We start from the raw sequence: 16,914 nt of genomic DNA, 5'->3' as shown, positions 1-16,914 counted from the left end.
TTCCGGGTGTGCCGATGAAATGCGCCAGGCAGTACGGCGTGAATATTTTTTTAATTAACCAATATTGAAGGCAAGCTATGAGCCAACCACGCAAAGCGATCATTACCGGCGTATCCGGGCAGGACGGCGCCTATCTGACCAAACTGCTGCTCGAAAAGGGCTATCACGTCACCGGCACTTACCGGCGCACCAGTTCCGTCAATTTCTGGCGCATGCGTGAGCTTGGCGTGGTCGATCATCCGAATCTGCGTCTGGTCGAACACGATCTGACCGACCTCGGTTCCACGCTGCGACTGCTCGAGAACACCCAGGCCGACGAGCTGTACAACCTTGCCGCACAGAGCTTCGTCGGTGTGTCGTTCGATCAGCCGGTGACCACCGCCGAAGTGACCGGGATCGGCGCACTGAATCTGCTTGAAGGGCTGCGCATTCTGAGCCCTAAAACGCGTTTCTATCAGGCATCGACATCGGAAATGTTTGGTCTGGTGCAAGCGGTGCCGCAACGCGAAGAGACGCCCTTCTATCCGCGCAGCCCGTATGGTGTCGCCAAGCTGTTCGCGCACTGGTCGACCATCAACTATCGCGAGTCGTACAACCTGTTTGCGAGCAGCGGGATTCTGTTCAATCACGAATCGCCGCTACGTGGCCGCGAATTCGTCACGCGCAAGATCACCGACACGGTCGCGAAGATCAAGCTCGGCAAGCAGGACTCGCTCGAACTCGGCAACCTGAGCGCGAAGCGCGACTGGGGCTTTGCGCTCGAATACGTGGAAGGCATGTGGCGCATGCTGCAGGCCGATCAGCCGGACACCTTTGTGCTCGCCACCGGCCGCACCGAAACGGTCCGCGATTTCGTGCGCATGGCATTTGCCGCGGCGGGTTATCAGATCGAATGGTCGGGCAAGGAAGAACGCGAAACCGGTATCGACGTGGCGACCGGCAAGACGCTGGTGCGCGTGAATCCGAAGTTCTATCGTCCCGCTGAAGTCGAATTGCTGATCGGCTGCGCGGATAAAGCGCGTGACACGCTCGGCTGGCAACCGCAAACCACGCTGGAACAGCTTTGCCACATGATGGTTCATGCGGATATCGGCCGTAACGAGCATCACGAGACGTTCTGATTCCGAGTAGCAAGATCACGCGAGCGGCCACGCAGGTGGCCGCAAAAGAAATGGCCCGAATCGAATTACGATCGGGCCATTTTTTTATTCGATGAATATTTGCTGAAGGCGTGCTGCATCACTCCGCAGCACGTCATTGGTTTTAATGCATCTCACCCGCGCGAATCGCCTCGCTATACACCGACGCAACCCGCTTCGCGATCACCGAATTATCGAAGTTCTCACGCGCATAGCGGCGGCATGCTTCGGCGTCCGGCAACTTGAGCTTGCCGCTCAGCGCGCCCGCCAGCCCATCCGCAATCGCCTTCGCGCCCGTCTCCGGCAGCACCAGATTCGGTGACAAACCCGCCACCGCTTCCGGCAAACCGCCCACTGGCGTGACCAGCACCGGCGTGCCCGACGCCAGCGATTCGACGGTAATCAGACCGAAGCCCTCGAGCGCGACCGTCGGCACGACGCTAATATTCGCCGCGCGATACAGGGCCGCCAGATGCTGGTCGGGCACGAAGCCGAGCAACTTCACGTTGTCTTCGAGACCCGCTTCGGTGATGCGCGCCTGAAGCTCGCCCTCGAGCCGCCCTTTACCCGCGATCAGCAGCAGCACATCGGGCGCGGTGTGCTTGAGCAGCTTCACCGCGTCGATCAGGTCTTCCAGACCCATGCGGCGCACCAGCCGCCGCACCGCCAGCACGATCGGCCGGTCTTGCGGCAACTGTAGCTTCAGACGCGCTTCAGCAGGCGTGATCGGCAGATTGAACTGCTCGACGTCGACGCAACCCGGCACCACGCGGACGCGGTCCGGTGCAATGCGATAGCGCGAAGTCAGAATCTTGCCGAACGCTTCCGACAACACGATCAGCCGCGAAGAACGTGCATACACCGATTGCTCCAGATAACGCTTCGCGCGCTGGCCGAGCGAATCCGCGCCTTCGACATGGCTCTCGTCAGCCCACGGTCCCTGAAAATGCGAGACCTGCGGAATGCCGCGCGTCACGTCGAGACCTGGAAACGTGTACAGCGCGAAGTGCGACGAAATCACGTCGGGACGCGACGTGCTGATTTCCTGGCGCAGCGCGCGGCGTGCCGCCATCAAACGTAACGGCAGCGATTGCGCGGCCGAACCGAAGCCGTTGATTGCGCCGCCGGTATCGGCCGCGACTTTCGGCGAACCCGCGACCACGCCGCGCACTGCGACGCCCGCGCCCGGCAGCGCACCGACCAGCGAGTAGTACATGCGGTCGAGGCCGCCTGCGCGCTCGGGAAACCAGTGCATCCCGATCTGCAGCGATTTGATTGAGCTAGTCGTCATGGTTATTGCCCCTGTGCGTTCTGAGAGTTGTGTGGATCAAGCACTGAACAAGCTGTATAAAAGGCGGCGCTGTCAGTCGGCGCTCTTCTGTCCGGCCAGCGTGTTCAGCGTCAATGCGTCGGTCTTTGCAACCGCCGACGCTTCCGCCTCGCTACGCAGGCGGTTTTTCTGCTGCCCCGCCAACTGCCGGTAAAGCGCGATGTACTGCTCGGCCATCCGCGCCCAGCCGAAACCGGTGGCGAGCTGGTTGGCGGCGATGCCCATCGCGCGCCGCGCGTCGTCGTTGTCCGCGAGACGGGCGACCGCGCCGGCCAGCGCCTTCGGATCGTCCGGATCGTCGAGCACGATCCCGCAATCGGGCGTGATGATTTCGGCGCCGCCCGCCGTGCGTGCCGTGACCACCGGCAGCCCTGCCGCCATCGCTTCGAGCAGCGACAGACTCATCGCTTCATAACGCGACGGAAACACGAAGGCATCGACCGAATGCATCAGCACCGGCATCTCTTTCACGAGCCCGAGAAAATGCACGCGATGCGCGATGCCCAACGCCTTTGCCTGTTCTGGATACGGACTCCCCGGCAGATAACCGGCCACTGCGATCTGCACGTGCTCGGGCAGATGCTTCAGCGCGGCCAGCACCGTGCCGAGGTTCTTGCGCGGCGTGCGCAGATCGCCGACGAACAGCAGCAGAAACGCGTCCTTCGGCAAATTGAATTTCTCGCGATTGCCGGTGGCCGCCGCGAATCCCTGCGTATCGACGCCGTTGTAAATCACATCGACGCGGTTGTCCGGCGTGAGCCCGATGGCACGAATCTCGTCGGCGACCTTTTGCGACACCGCGGTAATCACCTTCGAGCGACGGTATGCCCAGCCTTCGAGCAACGCATTGCAACGCGTATAGACCGACTGATACGCGGACCACACGCCCTTCGTGAGACCGAACGGGTAGTACTTGCTGCCGAACCAGCCGCTATGCACGAAGTGCGACGTGTTGACATCGGCGGGCATCCACGTGATGAAGCCGTTCACGTGCAGCACGTCGAATTCGCGGCGATGGGCGCGCAGCCACAGCGCGCTCTTCAATGCGAAGACCTGCTGGCGCAGCAGATTGGTGGGCCACCAGCGGCCGATTTTCACCGGCACCCAGCGGACATTCGGATGAGCGAGCAATTCCGGCGCGACATGCGAGGCGATCAGCGTGACGCCGATGTTCTCGTCGAGGGCCGCGCGCGCGATCTCGTGGTTGACGCGCCCCTGGCCGTCGTTATGGCGCACAACGTGCGTGACAATGGCGACTCTCAATCAGTGCCTCCGTGGAGAAATAGCGTGCGTCGGCGGTTCATCTTTTCGTAATGAACCGCGGAAAGAATCGAAAAAACACTCATGAAAAGCAGCAGTCCGCCGGTGCCCACCAGCGAGTTGGTGAACACCAGCATCGCGAACGTCGCGAGGCTCAGGCTCAGGCACGCTGAGACGAACTTGTCGTCGCGCAGCTTGAACGACGCGAGCACCGCACGCGTCACGAGCCAGATGATCCCGGACATGTAGAGCAACGTGCCGGGCCAGCCGAGCACGAACGGGATGTTCATCACGCCGCTGTCGAAGTTGCCGTACTGGCCGAGCTGGCCGCCGTCGTTCGAGAGCTTCGTTGAGGTGCCGGTCGCGCCCATGCCTTCGCCGGATACGTCGGTAAAGGCGGTTTTCGCGAAGGTCGCGTAGAACTCGTTGCGCGCCGCGTAGCTCTGATCGTCGTTCAGGTTGACGATGGTGGACAGACGCGCCTGCATCCGTTCGGCGACCGGGCCGACCGCAAGCAGCGGCACGCACAATCCGGCGAGCAGCACCGCACTGGCGACGATCCGCACGCGGACCTTGTTGTTGGATTTGACGAGCTGGATCAGCAGCGCGATGACCCAGCCGCCCCACGTCGAGCGCACGAGGCTCAGTGCGAACGAGAAGAAGCCGAGCGCCGCGGCGATCCACCGTACGCGATGCGTGGCCGCCATCACGAACACCATCGCGCCCATCATCGCGAACGCGAATGGTCCCGACGAATTCATCGTGCTGAACACGCGCACGCCCATCGGCACCGGATCGCCTTGCGAGTTCATCTGCGAGCCGAGCATCCACAACGCGTCCCACGGCGGCATGATGAAGAACTGGATCAGCCCGTAGCCGCCCATCACCAGCATGCCCCAGATGAACGTGTTGACGATGGTGTCGCGATACTGCGGATACTGCCGCGTATTCGCCATGATGTGAAAGCCGATCAGGATCGGATAGAGCCAGTTCGCGAGGTCATAAGTGGCCGCGAGGGGCCCGCTCGACATCACGCCGATCATGAACGCGTAGATCAGGCCGAGCAGAATCAGCAGCACGGGCAGACCGCGCCGTTGCGCAAGCAGGCGGTAATAGCGCAGCAGCGACAGCGCGCTGATCATCGTGACCGCGAGCGGCGCGACCTGGATCAGACTGGTTGGCGTGAACGAGCCTTTCGACCAGTCGGCCAGACGCCGCACTTCCGGGCTCAGGAACCACAGCCACCACATGAAACCGATGTAGCGTGCCGGGCTTTTGAAATACAGCCACAGGCCTGTCAGGATCGCGAGCACCGGAAACGCGAGCGTGAGCACGGTGCCCTGATGCGCGATGATCAGCACCGCCGTGATCAGCCACAGCAACAGCGGCGGCAGCCATTCCTGCGCACCGCCGGACGCGGCACGCACAGCGACAGCGGCTTCGGCTCGCGGAATCGTCGACATCGTTCAGAGTCCTCCGCGCGATTCGCGCGTGGCGGCACGTTGCGCCGGGGCATGCTGCTGGGCTTGCCCTTCAGGCTGGGTCCGGGCTCGCGCGCGCAGCATCTCCTGCGTGATGCGCACGTGCTGCATCGCGTAGTGCTGCGTGGTCAGATCGCGCGCGAGCAGACCTGCTGCGGCGGCTTGCGCCTGGCGCAGCGCTTCGGCGGGCGACGCCGCGAGCTGATCGACCGCATCGCGCAAGGCCGGCGGATTGAACGGCGGGATATAAGCCGCTTCATCGGACGGAAAATAATCCTGCAATGCGCCGACATTCGTCACCACCATCGGCTTGCCGACCGCCGCCGCTTCCAGCATCACGGTGATGCCCGACGCGTGCGTGTTCGGCCGCAGCGGTACGACGATCACGTCGGCCCAGTCGTAAAGCTCATGTTGCTTCTTGATGCCCGAGAACAGCGCGATCTCGACATTCGGTGCACGCAGCGACGACGGAATCCGCCGCCGCGTCGCCAGCTTGACCGTATAACGCGGATCGTTGCCAAACGCCTTGATCAGCGTCTCCCAATCGCGGTCGCGGTCGTTGCCGATTGCGGCGATGCGGATCGGCGAGTGCGGCTTCCACTCCGACGGCGACTTGACCGGGAAGTCCTGCGTGTTCAGCCCGTAGAGCAGCGGCTTGGCGTCGCGGTTGAAATATTGCTGGCACAGTTCGGCGTTCTCGCTGGCGAGCGTGGTCAGCTGATCGGCGCGGGTCATCAGCTTGCGATACAGCCAGCTACGCACGATTCCATAGGAAGGCCACTTATCGAGCAGCCACACGCTTTGCGCGAGCAGCAGTGGGCTTGCCCCTGCCCCGGCCTTCCGGCCGCTCAGAAGCAGCATTAACGCGGCAGAAAGCCACTCCTGTTCCGTATGCGTCCAGATCACGTCCGAGCGCAGCATCTCGGCGCGGTTGCGCCACGTATGGATGATGTCGAATCCGAGCATCGCCTTCAGGCCGCGGCGGATCAACCGCACCGGCTTGCTCTCGCGGGCGTCCTGCGAATAGGTCAGCGCGAACGCGTCGGACTGCGCGTGGTGATAGCCGTACAGGCAGCCGATGTCGTCGCCGGGCCGGTAATAGCGCGGGTCGGCGCCGTAAAACAGGTGAACGTGAACTTTCGTACTCATGCAGACACTCCGCTCTGCCGGTGGAAAGGGGCATCGGCGGCCTTGGGGCGGGCCGTGTGCCGATGCGCGAACGTCGGGGACGTCGTGGGCGTAGGGGGCGTGATAGGCATTGCTATCGCGTTAGCCGGTCTCATGCGCGTCAGGACAGCGCCCGGCGCGCTTCATGCGCGCCCGTGCGCACCGCCCGCCAGCGCGACAGCTTCAGCGCCGCCTGCTTCGACAGCAGCCCGAGCGCCGCATGCGTGAGCCCCGGATACACGCGCGTGCCGACCAGCGTCCACCACCACCACGCGGTTTCGCGGCGCAGCGGCGGCAACTGGTCGCGCAGGATCAGATGGAAATTGAACGCGGCGTTGCGCAATGCGTTCATGGTTTGCGCGTCGCGGCGATCGTCGTCGAAACGCTCGGCGGGGAAATGATCGACGGCCACGCGCGGGTCGTACATCAACTTCCAGCCGGCGTTTTTCACGGCGAGGCTGAACGCCATGTCGTTGTGAACCTGTGCGCCCGCGCCGCGCAAACGCGCGTCGAAACGGATGTTGCGCACCGCGTCGCGCCGGTAGCTCATGTTGGCGCCCTTCAGGATGTCGACTTCGCGTGCGCCGCCCACGCCCAGATGATGATTGCCGATGATCTTGCCGTGCGCGGTCACCTTGCCGACCAGCGGCCGCTCGCCATCCAGCACGCGGCCTTTTTCGTGGACCCAGTCGCGCCCGCCCAAGGCGCCCAGACGCGCGTCGTTTTCGAACGCGCCGGCAATGCGGCCGACCCAGTCGACGTGCGGTGCGGCGTCGTCGTCGGTAATTGCGATGACGTCGCCGGTGGCCGCGTCCAGCCCGCGATTGAGCGCCGCGACCTGACCCGGCACGTCGACCAGCGCCACCGACAGCGGCAGCTTGCCCGTCACCGCCGGATCGCGCAGACACGTATGCGTTGCATCGTCGTCGGCGCGGGCGACCACCACCACTTCGTCCGGCGCGCGCGACTGCCGTTGCAGCGCCGCGAGGCAGCGCGCCAGATCGGCCGGGCGGCGGTAAGTTGGAACCAGTACCGTCACTTTCATCGTGATGTCCTTTTTTATCGTCGTTGCGCTGGGTGCTGGGCGCGGGCGCCCAGGTGCTTCATCAGGTGCTCAGGTATTCCTGAACCGCTGCATAACCACGGTCATAACCGCCACGCGTGCGTGCCGGCATGCCGTTGAAAATGCCGCCCTGCACATGCACGCCTGCGGCACGCAGACGCTTGAGCGCGTCGCCGATTTCGCCTTCGCTGTGCATGCCCGAGCGCATCACGAAGAACGTCGAGCCGGCATAGGCGCCGATGATCGACGCGTCGGTCACGGCCAGCACAGGCGGCGTGTCGATCAGGATCACGTCGTAGCGTTTCGCGAGGCCGTCGAGGTATTGCGGCAGACGCGGCGACATCAGCAGCTCCGACGGGTTCGGCGGACGGCGGCCGCAGGAAACGAAGCTCAGCCCTTCCACGCTCGTGCTGCGGATCGCTTCTTCGAGCGAGATCTGGCCGCTCAGCAACTCGGACAGGCCGATATCCTGCGCCCCGCCCATGTAGCGTTCGAGCACGCCGCGCCGCATATCGCCGTCGATCAGCAACACCCGCTTGCCGGAATTCGCGAGCAGCACGGCGAGGTTCGCCGTCAGGAAGCTCTTGCCGACACCGGCCATCGGGCCCGTCAGCATGACGATGCGATTGCGCGCGTCCATCATCGTGAACTGCATCGACGTACGCAGGCTGCGCAGACTTTCGATCGTCACGTCCTTCGGTCGCGCGCTGGCGAGCACCGAACGCAGACGGTCACCGCCGCGCTCAAAACCGCTTTCGAGAAGTGCCTGTTCCGCGCTTTGCGGCACCAGACCGAACACCGGCAGATGGAATGCGCGCTCGATGTGATCCGGGTCGTCGATGCCCTTGAACATATTGCGGCGCAGGAACACGAAGCCGGTTCCGGCGATCAGCCCGAGAATCACCGCCGCCGACAGGATCAGCATCTTCTTCGGCTTGACCGGTGCGCCCGGACGCAGCGCGACATCGACGATATGCACGTTGCCGCCCGTGCCCGCCTTCTGCACCGACAACTCCTGCACGCGGTTCAGCAACAGCACGTAGATGTCTTCGGCCACTTTCGCGTCACGTTGCAGTTGCACGGCTTTGACTTCGGTCGCGGGCAGATCGCGGAAACGGTCCGCGTATTTCGTGCGTTGGGCCTGCAACTCGGCCATCTGCTGGCGCGCGGCAACCAGCGTCGGATGGTCGTCGCCATAGCGTTCGGTCAACTGCGCCATCTGCAGACGCAAGCCGGCAATCTGCTGCTCGTACTGCATGCTGCCTTCGAGGTACACCTTCGCCTCGTCGCTCGCATTGATCGAACCCGACTGACGCTGATACGCGGTCAATGCGGCTTCGGCGCGTTCGAGGTCGGACTTCAGGCGCGGCTCCTCGCTCTTCAGGAACGCGAGCATCTTGATCGCGTCTTCCTGCTTGCTTTCGACGTGCTGGCGCACATACGACTGCGCAAGCGCATTGGCAACCAGCGCCGCGTGTTCGGGGTTCTTGTCTTCCAGCGAAATCTGGATCACACCGGTCTGCTTGCCCTGCTCCTGCACGGTAATCGCCGACTGGAACGCGGTGATCGCGTCGAGGTCGTTCGCGCGCATCACCGTGAATTCCTGACCCGGGCGCGCGACCAGTTTGTTGATCAGCATCGTGACGCCGCCGCCCTGCACCTGCTGGCCGACCTGGCCGGTCAGCAGCAACGCGCCGTTCTCCGCGCGCAATTCGTAGTGCTGGTCGTCGATCACTTTTAGCGTGAGCTTCTGGCCTTCGAGTGCCGGGATCACGTCGATCGAATCGAGGTCGACGATTTCGCCGCCCCACGCATACGACTTGAGCCCGAGCCACGGACGCGCAGGTTGACCCGGTGTCGCCATCCGCGCTGCGATGCTGCCGAGCAGCGGGAAGGTCTTCGGCGTGACGCTGAAGTTCAGCTTCAACTGCTGCACGACAGGTCCAACCACGCCCCGGCTCTTGATGATTTCAATTTCGGCGTCGGTCGGCAACGAGGTCGAACCGCTGCTGATCGCGGCGCCCGTTTGCGTCTGCGTGAGCGCCTGCGACGTGTTGTCGGACTGTTCGACACGCACGTGCGCGTCAGCCGAATACGTCGGCTTGGCGAGGTAGCAGTACGCCGCCGCCAGCGCGACGATCACCCCGGCAATGGCCAGCAACCACCAGATGTCGTCGATGATCACCTGCACCAGTTGTCCGAGGACAATGTCTTCTTCTTCGGTCTTGATCGGACCGGCAGCCATGTGTGGAGAGATTTGATTGCTCACAATTCGATCCCGTATCGGTTGCTTAAGCTTCTGCTTCAGCGTTGTGCGTCAGCGGTGGGCCTCGGCGTTTGCTTCGGTCCCGCATCGCATCCTCGACGAGCGATGCAATGCGGGCCTGTCTACGGCTCAGACGTTCAGCGCGTCAGTTGTTTCAGATAGAACAGCGTCTGCACGCTCGGCAGAACCTGCTGCAACACACGGTTGAACGTGGTCGAAGCGGCGGTGCCGACATACACGACGTCGAGCGGCTGCAACTGGAACTGCGACGACAGCATGATCGAGTCCGGCTGCGTCATATCGAGGCGGAACACTTCCGGCGTGGTCGGATGGTCCTTCATGCCGCGCATCACGAAGATCTGACGCGGATTGGCGTCGGTGTCGAGAATGCCGCCGCCTTGCGTGAGCGCATCGGCAATCGTCATGCGGCCGCGAATGATCGGCAACTGGATCGGCGTCTTCACTTCACCCATCACGAAGATGCGGCTGTCGGTACGGTCCGGCACGTTGATCACGTCGCCGTTTTGCAGCATCACGTTCTGCGTGGTGTCGCCGCGATCGAGCATGCGGTCGGCGTCGAGCACATAGAGCTTGTTGTTACGCGTAAGACGCACACGCTGGATGTCGGCGTCCGAATTCGTGCCGCCCGAACGCGTGATCGCGTCGACCAGTGTGAGCGGCACGTCGCTGATGGCGAGCGGACCGGGCGTCTTCACTTCGCCGGTCACCTGTATTTTTTGCCCACGATACGACAGCACGCGCACGTCGACCTGCGGGTTGCGGATATAGCGCACGAGGCCGCGCGAGAGTTGCTCGCGCAACTCGCTGGTGGTTTTTCCGGCAGCCATAATCCGGCCGACGAACGGGAAAAAGATCGTGCCGTCGGAGGAAATGGTTTGACCGTACGGATCGGCCTGACCGGGCAGCGCAGCCGTGTACGGCTGCTGCAGAGCGCCGCCGATCGACTGCGTGGTATTGCCGCCCGACGACAGCGTGCTGCCCTGCGGCGTCGTCAACTCCGGGTGATCCCACACGGTGATGCCGAGAATGTCCTGCGGTGAGAGCTTGTACTGGTATTGCGAAGGATCGCTGATGGCCGAGGTCGGCAGCACCTGCGTTTTCGACGCAGCGGCTTGCGCCTGCGCAACGATCAGATTCGCGTCGATCAGATGAACGGGGTAGGTCTCGGTGGGCGCGTGCCCATCGTCCTGCAGACGCGACGTGTCGAGGTAATTACCCGGTGCGGTGGCGCAGGCCGACAGAAAGGACGTCAGCAAAAGCGTAGCGGCGAGTTTCGATCCGACGGTCGAATGAACCGGCGAACCGGGTTTCGAATCGCGATTCGCGAATGAGTTTGCAATGAGTTTTTTCATCAGCATATTTTTTTCAGCCATCCCATGACCAGATGTTCGATGAGCACGAGACTCTCCCTGTAAGCGGTTTCCTCGCCACCGTATGGATCGGCGACATCGGAATCGTCTTCCCATTTGCCGAGCGGAAAGACCTTGCCGCGTGAGGCCGGATCGAGCGCTTCGACGTGGCTCACCTGTGCACGCTCGGTGACGAGCACGAGATCGGCGGAACGCACGAGTTGCCGGTCGAGACGCCGCGAGTAGTGAATGCCGGAGGCGACGCCTTTCTCGGCGAGCAGGCGTTGCATCACCGGGTCCATGCCGTGACCGTTCATCGCACGCAGGCCCGCCGAATGAAACGCGATCGGCGCTGTGGACCGCCCCGCTTCCGCGGCCGCGCGCTGACGAGCCTTGAACAGCATCTCGGCGGCTGGCGAACGGCACACGTTGGCGTGGCAGACGATCAGAACGTTGGCGAACATGGCAGGCTCCCTGGTGAGGCGAATGGTGGCGCGGCGACCCGGTAACACTCGATGTGACTCGACGAGATCAGTTGCTGAACGCCGAGGCTTTCAGCGCATCGACATCGACACCCGCGTGCGCGAGCGGCAAGCCGTTCGCGCCGACTCGCGCCGGCGCGTTGCGCAGTGCGTGCTGACGGCCGATCGCGTGATACTCGATACCCAGTTCGAGCAGCGCATCCGGTTCGTACAGGTTGCGGCCGTCGAAAATCAGCGGCGTCTTCAGGATCTGCTTCAGCGAATCGAAGTCCGGGCTCTTGAAGACTTTCCACTCGGTGAGGATCACCAGCGCATCGGCGCCGTCGGCAGCTTCCATCTCGTCGTTCACGAACTGCAGGCGCGCGTGCTGTTGCGGCACGTCCTTCAGATCGAGCGCGAACACGCGCTTCGCTTCGTCGATCGCAACCGGGTCGTACGCCTTCACCGTCGCGCCGCGCCGCAGCAGTTCCGCGATCAGCGGACGGCACGGTGCTTCGCGCATGTCGTCGGTATTCGGCTTGAACGCGAGGCCCCACACGCCGAACGTGCGATCCGACAGGTCTTCGCCCAGACGCGCGACGATCTTGTTCGCGAGAATCTTTTTCTGCGAGTCGTTGACGGCTTCGACCGCTTCGAGAATGCGCAGATTCGAGCCCTGGTCGGCCGCCGTGCGGATCAATGCCTGCACGTCCTTCGGAAAACACGAGCCGCCATAACCGCAACCGGCATACAGAAAGTCGTAACCAATGCGCGGATCGGAGCCGATACCGCGACGCACTGCTTCGATATCCGCACCGACGCGATCGGCCAGATTCGCCAGTTCGTTCATGTACGAGATACGCGTGGCGAGCATCGCATTGGCCGCGTATTTGGTGAATTCCGCCGAGCGCACATCCATGTACAGCGTGCGTTCGCGATTGCGGTTGAACGGCGCATAGAGGCGCTTGATCAGTTCGCGCGCCTTCTCGCCAGGAACATCTTCATCGCAACCGAGCACAATGCGATCGGGCCGCGTGAAGTCTTCGACCGCCGCGCCTTCTTTCAGGAACTCGGGATTCGACACCACCGAGAACATGTGATCGACCTTGCGTGATGCGAGTTCTGCGGCCACCACGTCGCGCACGCGCGAAGCGGTGCCGACCGGTACCGTCGATTTGTCGACGATCACCTTGAAGCCCGTCATATGCCGGCCGATATTGCGCGCGGCGGCAAGCACGTATTGCAGATCGGCGGAACCGTCTTCGTCGGACGGCGTACCGACCGCGATGAACTGGATATCGCCATGCGCGACCGCCGCTTCGATATCGGTCGAGAACTTCAGGCGGCCCGCTTTGCGATTGCGCGCGATGATCTCCTGCAGACCCGGTTCATGGATCGGCACGCCGCCGCCGTTGAGCACGTCGATCTTGCGCTGATCGACGTCGAGACAGAACACATCGTGGCCGATGTCGGCCAGACATGCGCCCGTCACGAGGCCTACGTAGCCGCTACCGATGATCGTCAGGTTCATGTGTTGCACCTCGGAAAAAAGGGTTGATTCGGTGAAGTTGATTCAGGAGTACGGCCCATGCAGTCATGCGTAAAGCGTTCTGCACGGCCCGGACTCAATACGCGTTGCTGCCCGCGAAGCCCTTCCACAGCGTCAGCACGACGATCTTGATGTCGAGCCAGAAGGTCCAGTGCTGCATGTAGTACAGATCGAGCTTGACGCGCCCCATCATCTTTTCGATGCGGTCGGTTTCGCCGCGATAGCCGTTGATCTGCGCCCAGCCGGTGATGCCTGGTTTGATCCGGTAGCGGTGCATGTAGCCCTTCACCAGATCCTTGTAGATGTCGTCGTGTTCGAGCGCATGCGGACGCGGGCCGACCACCGACATCTCGCCGCGCAGCACGTTGATGAATTGCGGCAATTCGTCGAGGCTCGTGCGCCGCAGGAACGCGCCGACCGCCGTGATGCGCGGGTCGCGGCGCGTGGCCTGAGTGATCTTGCCGGCCTCTTCCTTGTGCATCTTCATCGAGCGGAATTTGTAGATCTCGAACTGATTGCCGTCGATGCCCTTGCGTTTCTGCCGGAAAAACACCGGCCCAGGCGAGCTGACTTTCACCATCACGGCGATCACGATCATCAGCGGCGACAGCGCGGTCAACGCAGCAAGCGCGAACAGCCGGTCGAATACACGCTTGGGCAGCACGCGCAGATCGGTGATCGGCGACGCGGCGAGGTTGATCGCGGGTACGCCGAGCAATTCGACCATCGGCTGATTGAACAGCGTGAGGCTGCGCACGTCCGGTATGAAACGGATATTCACGAAGTCGTTGCGCAGATCCATCACGAAGCGATGGATCGCCTTCTCTTTCGAAATCGGCAGCGCCAGCCACAATTCGCGGATCGAACGCTGACGCACGAGTTGAATCATCCGTTGATAGTCGCGCTCGACGGGTACGCCGTCGATTGCGTTGGCCGCATCCGGGTCTTCGTACGGATTGATGGTGCCGTCCTCGTCGAACACGACAACCGGACTAAACCCTGCTTCCGGGCGGCTGCGCATCTGCTCGATCAGAAAGCGTCCATACGGCGCGCCACCGACGATCGCCACCGCGCGCTGGTTGAAGCCTTCGCGCCGCAGCCCGCGCAGAATCGAATAGACGATGACCTTGGTGATGATCAGCAGCACCACCGTGGCGAGCGCCCAGTACACGAGCCATAGACGCGACAGACCGTCCGAGCGGTGCAGGCTGAAGCTGATCAGCACACCCGTGATCTCCACCATCAGCCAGCCGCCCGTGACGCGCGACAGCAGGTCGTAGAGCGGCTTGCCGCGCCACGATTGATAGATGCCCAGCGCCGGGAAAAAAACCACCATCAGCAGGCAGCCGAACGCGAGCGACACGCTTTGCATGTCGTCCAGCCACACCACTTTCCCGCTGTGCACGGCCGCCGCGATGGCGGCGCCAAGCGCGACCATGGCGATGTCGATGATTCTCGATAGAACGCTCAGCATGCGCGGCCCCTCAGTTCGTCAGTCAAGTGTCGTCCGTTGCCAGGTTGAAATTACGTTGCACGTCAGTCCGCCGGATGGGCGCGCAACGCCGGTATCCGCGTCGCGTAAATCAATACGCCACGCGAAACTGATTGAACCGGTGCGATTGCCCTTCCATTTCCCGATCCGGAATCGGCCGCCGAATTAGCGGAATGCCCGGATCAGAAAAGATGTGTCGGAATGAGTGAATACCCTTGTACAGGTATAGATAAAGCGATATTAAAATTCGCGCTGCAAGACCGCAAAATATCTCAAATTGTATCGGTCAATATTTCGGCATTTTTTCCGAGTTTTGTACGGCAATTGTTACCGCTTTTGTCGCTCTCGTATGCATTTTCAGGCCGTCCTGTAAGCATCTGCGGGCAAGACTGCCAGCTTCCCTACGAAACTTACGCAACACCCTGTGGCGTTATTCTGACGCAGAAAATGATGTAAAAAAATCTCTTCCGAATTTTTTCGGGTAATTTTTCTTTTTTATAAATTAACCGGACATTTTTCCTTCATCGACGGGTGAATTTTATTATTCGTTTTATATAGTTTTCATTTAACGCGCTTTTATTGATTGAAGAAGTCGTGTTAAATCTCGACGCATTCACCCAGCCTCGAGGAGTTCATCATGACAGCTCCGGTCACGGCCAAGTCTGCCGACACCCGGTCCACCCAAGCTACGCCCCTGAACGTCAAGCTCAAGGTTCATCCCGTGATTCTTGCGGGCGGTTCCGGCACGCGGTTGTGGCCGATGTCGCGTGAGCAGCATCCGAAGCAGTTGATCGGACTGCTCGGCGACGATTCGCTGCTGCAATCCACCACGCGCCGACTCGATGGACTCGAAGCGGGTTATCCGCTAAGTGGACAACTCGTCGTGGTCGCGAATGAAGAACAGCGCTTCACTACCGCCGAGCAATTGCGCACGAGCGGCAAGCCGACGCGTCTGATTCTCGAGCCGGCCGGCCGCGATACGGCTCCGGCGCTGACGGTGGCCGCGTTGTCGATCGCCGCGCAGGACGAGGACGGCATCATGGTCGTGATGCCCGCCGATCACGCGGTCACCGACGGCAAGGGATTTCAGGCCGCCGTTGCTGCAGGCGTCAGGCACGCGGCAGCCGGTCATATCGTCACGATGGGTATCGTGCCGACCCGCGCGGAAACCGGCTATGGCTACATTCGCATCGGCGCGGCGCTTGGCACAACTGAAGGCGGTAACGCGGCCGTTGATTCGGATGGCGAATCATCTGCGTCGATTGTTGCTCGCCAACTCGACCGCTTTGTCGAGAAGCCGCATCTCGAACTGGCGCAGCGCTACATCGAATCGCAGGAATACTGGTGGAACAGCGGCATTTTCATCATGCGTGCGTCGACGTGGTTGAAGGCGATTCGTCACTTCCAGCCCGCCATTTTCGAAGCCTGCGAAGCAGCTTTCGCGGGCGGTAAATCGGACGGCGACTTCTTCCGCCTGCAGCGTGACGCGTTCAGCGCATCGCCGTCGAATTCGATCGACTATGCGGTGATGGAAAAACTCGGCGGCGATCAAAGCGCGGCATCGGGCGTGGTCGTGCCGCTGAAAGCCGGCTGGTCCGACGTGGGTTCGTGGGACGCGATCTGGGACATCTCCGAGAAAGACGCGGATCAGAATGTGGCGCGCGGCCGCGTGATGTTCGAAGGCGCGGCATCGACCTTCGCCCACTCGGAAGGACGCCTGATTGCCTGCGTGGGCACGCAGGATCTCGTCATCGTCGAAACGCCGGACGCGATTCTGGTTGCCGACAAATCGCGCGTGCAGGACGTCAAGAAGATTGTCGGACGCCTTCGCGAAGATGGCAGCGCCGAAGCGGCCAACCATCGCAAGGTGCATCGTCCGTGGGGCAATTACGATTCCGTCGATACCGGCGAGCGTTTCCAGGTCAAGCGCATTGTGGTGAAGCCGGGCGCGCGCCTGTCGCTGCAAATGCATCATCACCGGGCGGAACACTGGATCGTCGTGCGCGGCACAGCGCTCGTCACGCGAGGTGAAGAGCGCTTTATCGTCTCCGAAAACGAGTCGGCTTATATTCCGCTGGGTGTCACCCACCGCCTCGAAAATCCGGGCAAGATGCCGCTCGAAATGATCGAGGTGCAGTCCGGCTCGTATCTCGGCGAAGACGATATCGTGCGTTTCGACGACACGTACGGTCGCCAGTAACCAGGCCATTGGGAGTCGTCGGCGGGGTGTCGTCGACGACTCATCAAGTCAGGCAGGCTCAGGCACCGGCAACAGCAGCGGGCACGTGCAACAGCGCGGACGACATTCAGGGCAACAGCGGTAGATCACAACGAAT

12 protein-coding genes are annotated in these 16,914 nt (G+C 62.1%); 2 read left to right on the top strand and 10 right to left on the bottom strand.

Annotated elements, in window-relative coordinates; translation table 11 throughout:
* Positions 1–77: 77 nt before the first annotated feature.
* A complete protein-coding gene (gene gmd, locus BLS41_RS09090; protein WP_074764000.1) occupies positions 78–1,121 on the top strand; it encodes a GDP-mannose 4,6-dehydratase in 1,044 nt (347 codons plus the stop codon).
* Between the two features lie 142 nt (positions 1,122–1,263).
* Here the strand turns inward: gmd and BLS41_RS09085 are convergent, their stop codons facing one another.
* The 10 genes from BLS41_RS09085 to BLS41_RS09040 form a co-directional block, all read right to left on the bottom strand.
* Positions 1,264–2,430: a glycosyltransferase family 4 protein gene (locus BLS41_RS09085; protein WP_074763999.1), complete on the bottom strand. Its 1,167-nt coding sequence runs from the start codon at positions 2,428–2,430 to the stop codon at positions 1,264–1,266.
* Between the two features lie 72 nt (positions 2,431–2,502).
* Positions 2,503–3,732: a glycosyltransferase family 4 protein gene (locus tag BLS41_RS09080; protein ID WP_074763998.1), complete on the bottom strand. Its 1,230-nt coding sequence runs from the start codon at positions 3,730–3,732 to the stop codon at positions 2,503–2,505.
* Positions 3,729–5,192 (bottom strand): glucose-6-phosphate isomerase, encoded by a 1,464-nt coding sequence (locus BLS41_RS09075; RefSeq protein WP_074763997.1) that lies wholly within the window; start codon positions 5,190–5,192, stop codon positions 3,729–3,731. Before BLS41_RS09075 ends, BLS41_RS09080 begins: the two co-directional genes overlap by 4 nt.
* Positions 5,193–5,195: 3 nt before the next feature.
* The gene (locus BLS41_RS09070; RefSeq protein WP_074763996.1) at positions 5,196–6,359 is read right to left on the bottom strand and encodes a glycosyltransferase; all 1,164 of its coding nucleotides are present in this window, start codon (positions 6,357–6,359) and stop codon (positions 5,196–5,198) included.
* A gap of 139 nt (positions 6,360–6,498) precedes the next feature.
* Entirely contained in the window at positions 6,499–7,422 is a 924-nt protein-coding gene (locus tag BLS41_RS09065) for a glycosyltransferase family 2 protein (RefSeq protein ID WP_074763995.1), read from the bottom strand.
* Between the two features lie 61 nt (positions 7,423–7,483).
* Positions 7,484–9,685 carry a polysaccharide biosynthesis tyrosine autokinase gene (locus BLS41_RS09060; protein WP_074763994.1) on the bottom strand — a complete coding sequence of 734 codons (2,202 nt, stop codon included), beginning with the start codon at positions 9,683–9,685 and terminating at the stop codon, positions 7,484–7,486.
* A 158-nt stretch (positions 9,686–9,843) separates the two neighbouring features.
* Positions 9,844–11,085 (bottom strand): polysaccharide biosynthesis/export family protein, encoded by a 1,242-nt coding sequence (locus BLS41_RS09055; protein WP_074763993.1) that lies wholly within the window; start codon positions 11,083–11,085, stop codon positions 9,844–9,846.
* Positions 11,079–11,540: an arsenate reductase/protein-tyrosine-phosphatase family protein gene (locus BLS41_RS09050; RefSeq protein ID WP_074763992.1), complete on the bottom strand. Its 462-nt coding sequence runs from the start codon at positions 11,538–11,540 to the stop codon at positions 11,079–11,081. The genes BLS41_RS09055 and BLS41_RS09050 overlap by 7 nt, the downstream gene beginning before the upstream one ends.
* 67 nt (positions 11,541–11,607) lie before the next feature.
* Positions 11,608–13,068: a UDP-glucose dehydrogenase family protein gene (locus tag BLS41_RS09045; RefSeq protein WP_074763991.1), complete on the bottom strand. Its 1,461-nt coding sequence runs from the start codon at positions 13,066–13,068 to the stop codon at positions 11,608–11,610.
* 94 nt (positions 13,069–13,162) lie between these two features.
* A complete protein-coding gene (locus BLS41_RS09040) occupies positions 13,163–14,560 on the bottom strand; it encodes an undecaprenyl-phosphate glucose phosphotransferase (RefSeq protein ID WP_074763990.1) in 1,398 nt (465 codons plus the stop codon).
* 655 nt (positions 14,561–15,215) lie between these two features.
* Between BLS41_RS09040 and BLS41_RS09035 the strand changes: the two genes are divergently transcribed.
* Positions 15,216–16,778, top strand: a complete 1,563-nt coding sequence (locus BLS41_RS09035; protein ID WP_074763989.1) for a mannose-1-phosphate guanylyltransferase/mannose-6-phosphate isomerase — start codon at positions 15,216–15,218, stop codon at positions 16,776–16,778.
* Positions 16,779–16,914 lie beyond the last annotated feature (136 nt).

The sequence above is a fragment of the Paraburkholderia fungorum genome (genome assembly GCF_900099835.1).
In the GTDB taxonomy this organism is placed as follows: Bacteria; Pseudomonadota; Gammaproteobacteria; order Burkholderiales; family Burkholderiaceae; genus Paraburkholderia; species Paraburkholderia fungorum_A.
The sequence above is the reverse complement of the archived record's forward strand: the minus strand, read 5'-3'. Positions and strand labels throughout refer to the sequence as shown.

What these genes read in the sequence shown, in the direction of transcription:
- gmd (WP_074764000.1), top strand. Translation starts at nt 78, where the DNA reads ATGAGCCAACCACGCAAAGCGATCATTACCGGCGTATCCGGGCAGGAC.
- BLS41_RS09085 (WP_074763999.1), bottom strand. Translation starts at nt 2,430, where the DNA reads ATGACGACTAGCTCAATCAAATCGCTGCAGATCGGGATGCACTGGTTT.
- BLS41_RS09075 (WP_074763997.1), bottom strand. Translation starts at nt 5,192, where the DNA reads ATGTCGACGATTCCGCGAGCCGAAGCCGCTGTCGCTGTGCGTGCCGCG.
- BLS41_RS09070 (WP_074763996.1), bottom strand. Translation starts at nt 6,359, where the DNA reads ATGAGTACGAAAGTTCACGTTCACCTGTTTTACGGCGCCGACCCGCGC.
- BLS41_RS09065 (WP_074763995.1), bottom strand. Translation starts at nt 7,422, where the DNA reads ATGAAAGTGACGGTACTGGTTCCAACTTACCGCCGCCCGGCCGATCTG.
- BLS41_RS09060 (WP_074763994.1), bottom strand. Translation starts at nt 9,685, where the DNA reads ATGGCTGCCGGTCCGATCAAGACCGAAGAAGAAGACATTGTCCTCGGA.
- BLS41_RS09055 (WP_074763993.1), bottom strand. Translation starts at nt 11,085, where the DNA reads ATGCTGATGAAAAAACTCATTGCAAACTCATTCGCGAATCGCGATTCG.
- BLS41_RS09050 (WP_074763992.1), bottom strand. Translation starts at nt 11,540, where the DNA reads ATGTTCGCCAACGTTCTGATCGTCTGCCACGCCAACGTGTGCCGTTCG.
- BLS41_RS09045 (WP_074763991.1), bottom strand. Translation starts at nt 13,068, where the DNA reads ATGAACCTGACGATCATCGGTAGCGGCTACGTAGGCCTCGTGACGGGC.
- BLS41_RS09040 (WP_074763990.1), bottom strand. Translation starts at nt 14,560, where the DNA reads ATGCTGAGCGTTCTATCGAGAATCATCGACATCGCCATGGTCGCGCTT.
- BLS41_RS09035 (WP_074763989.1), top strand. Translation starts at nt 15,216, where the DNA reads ATGACAGCTCCGGTCACGGCCAAGTCTGCCGACACCCGGTCCACCCAA.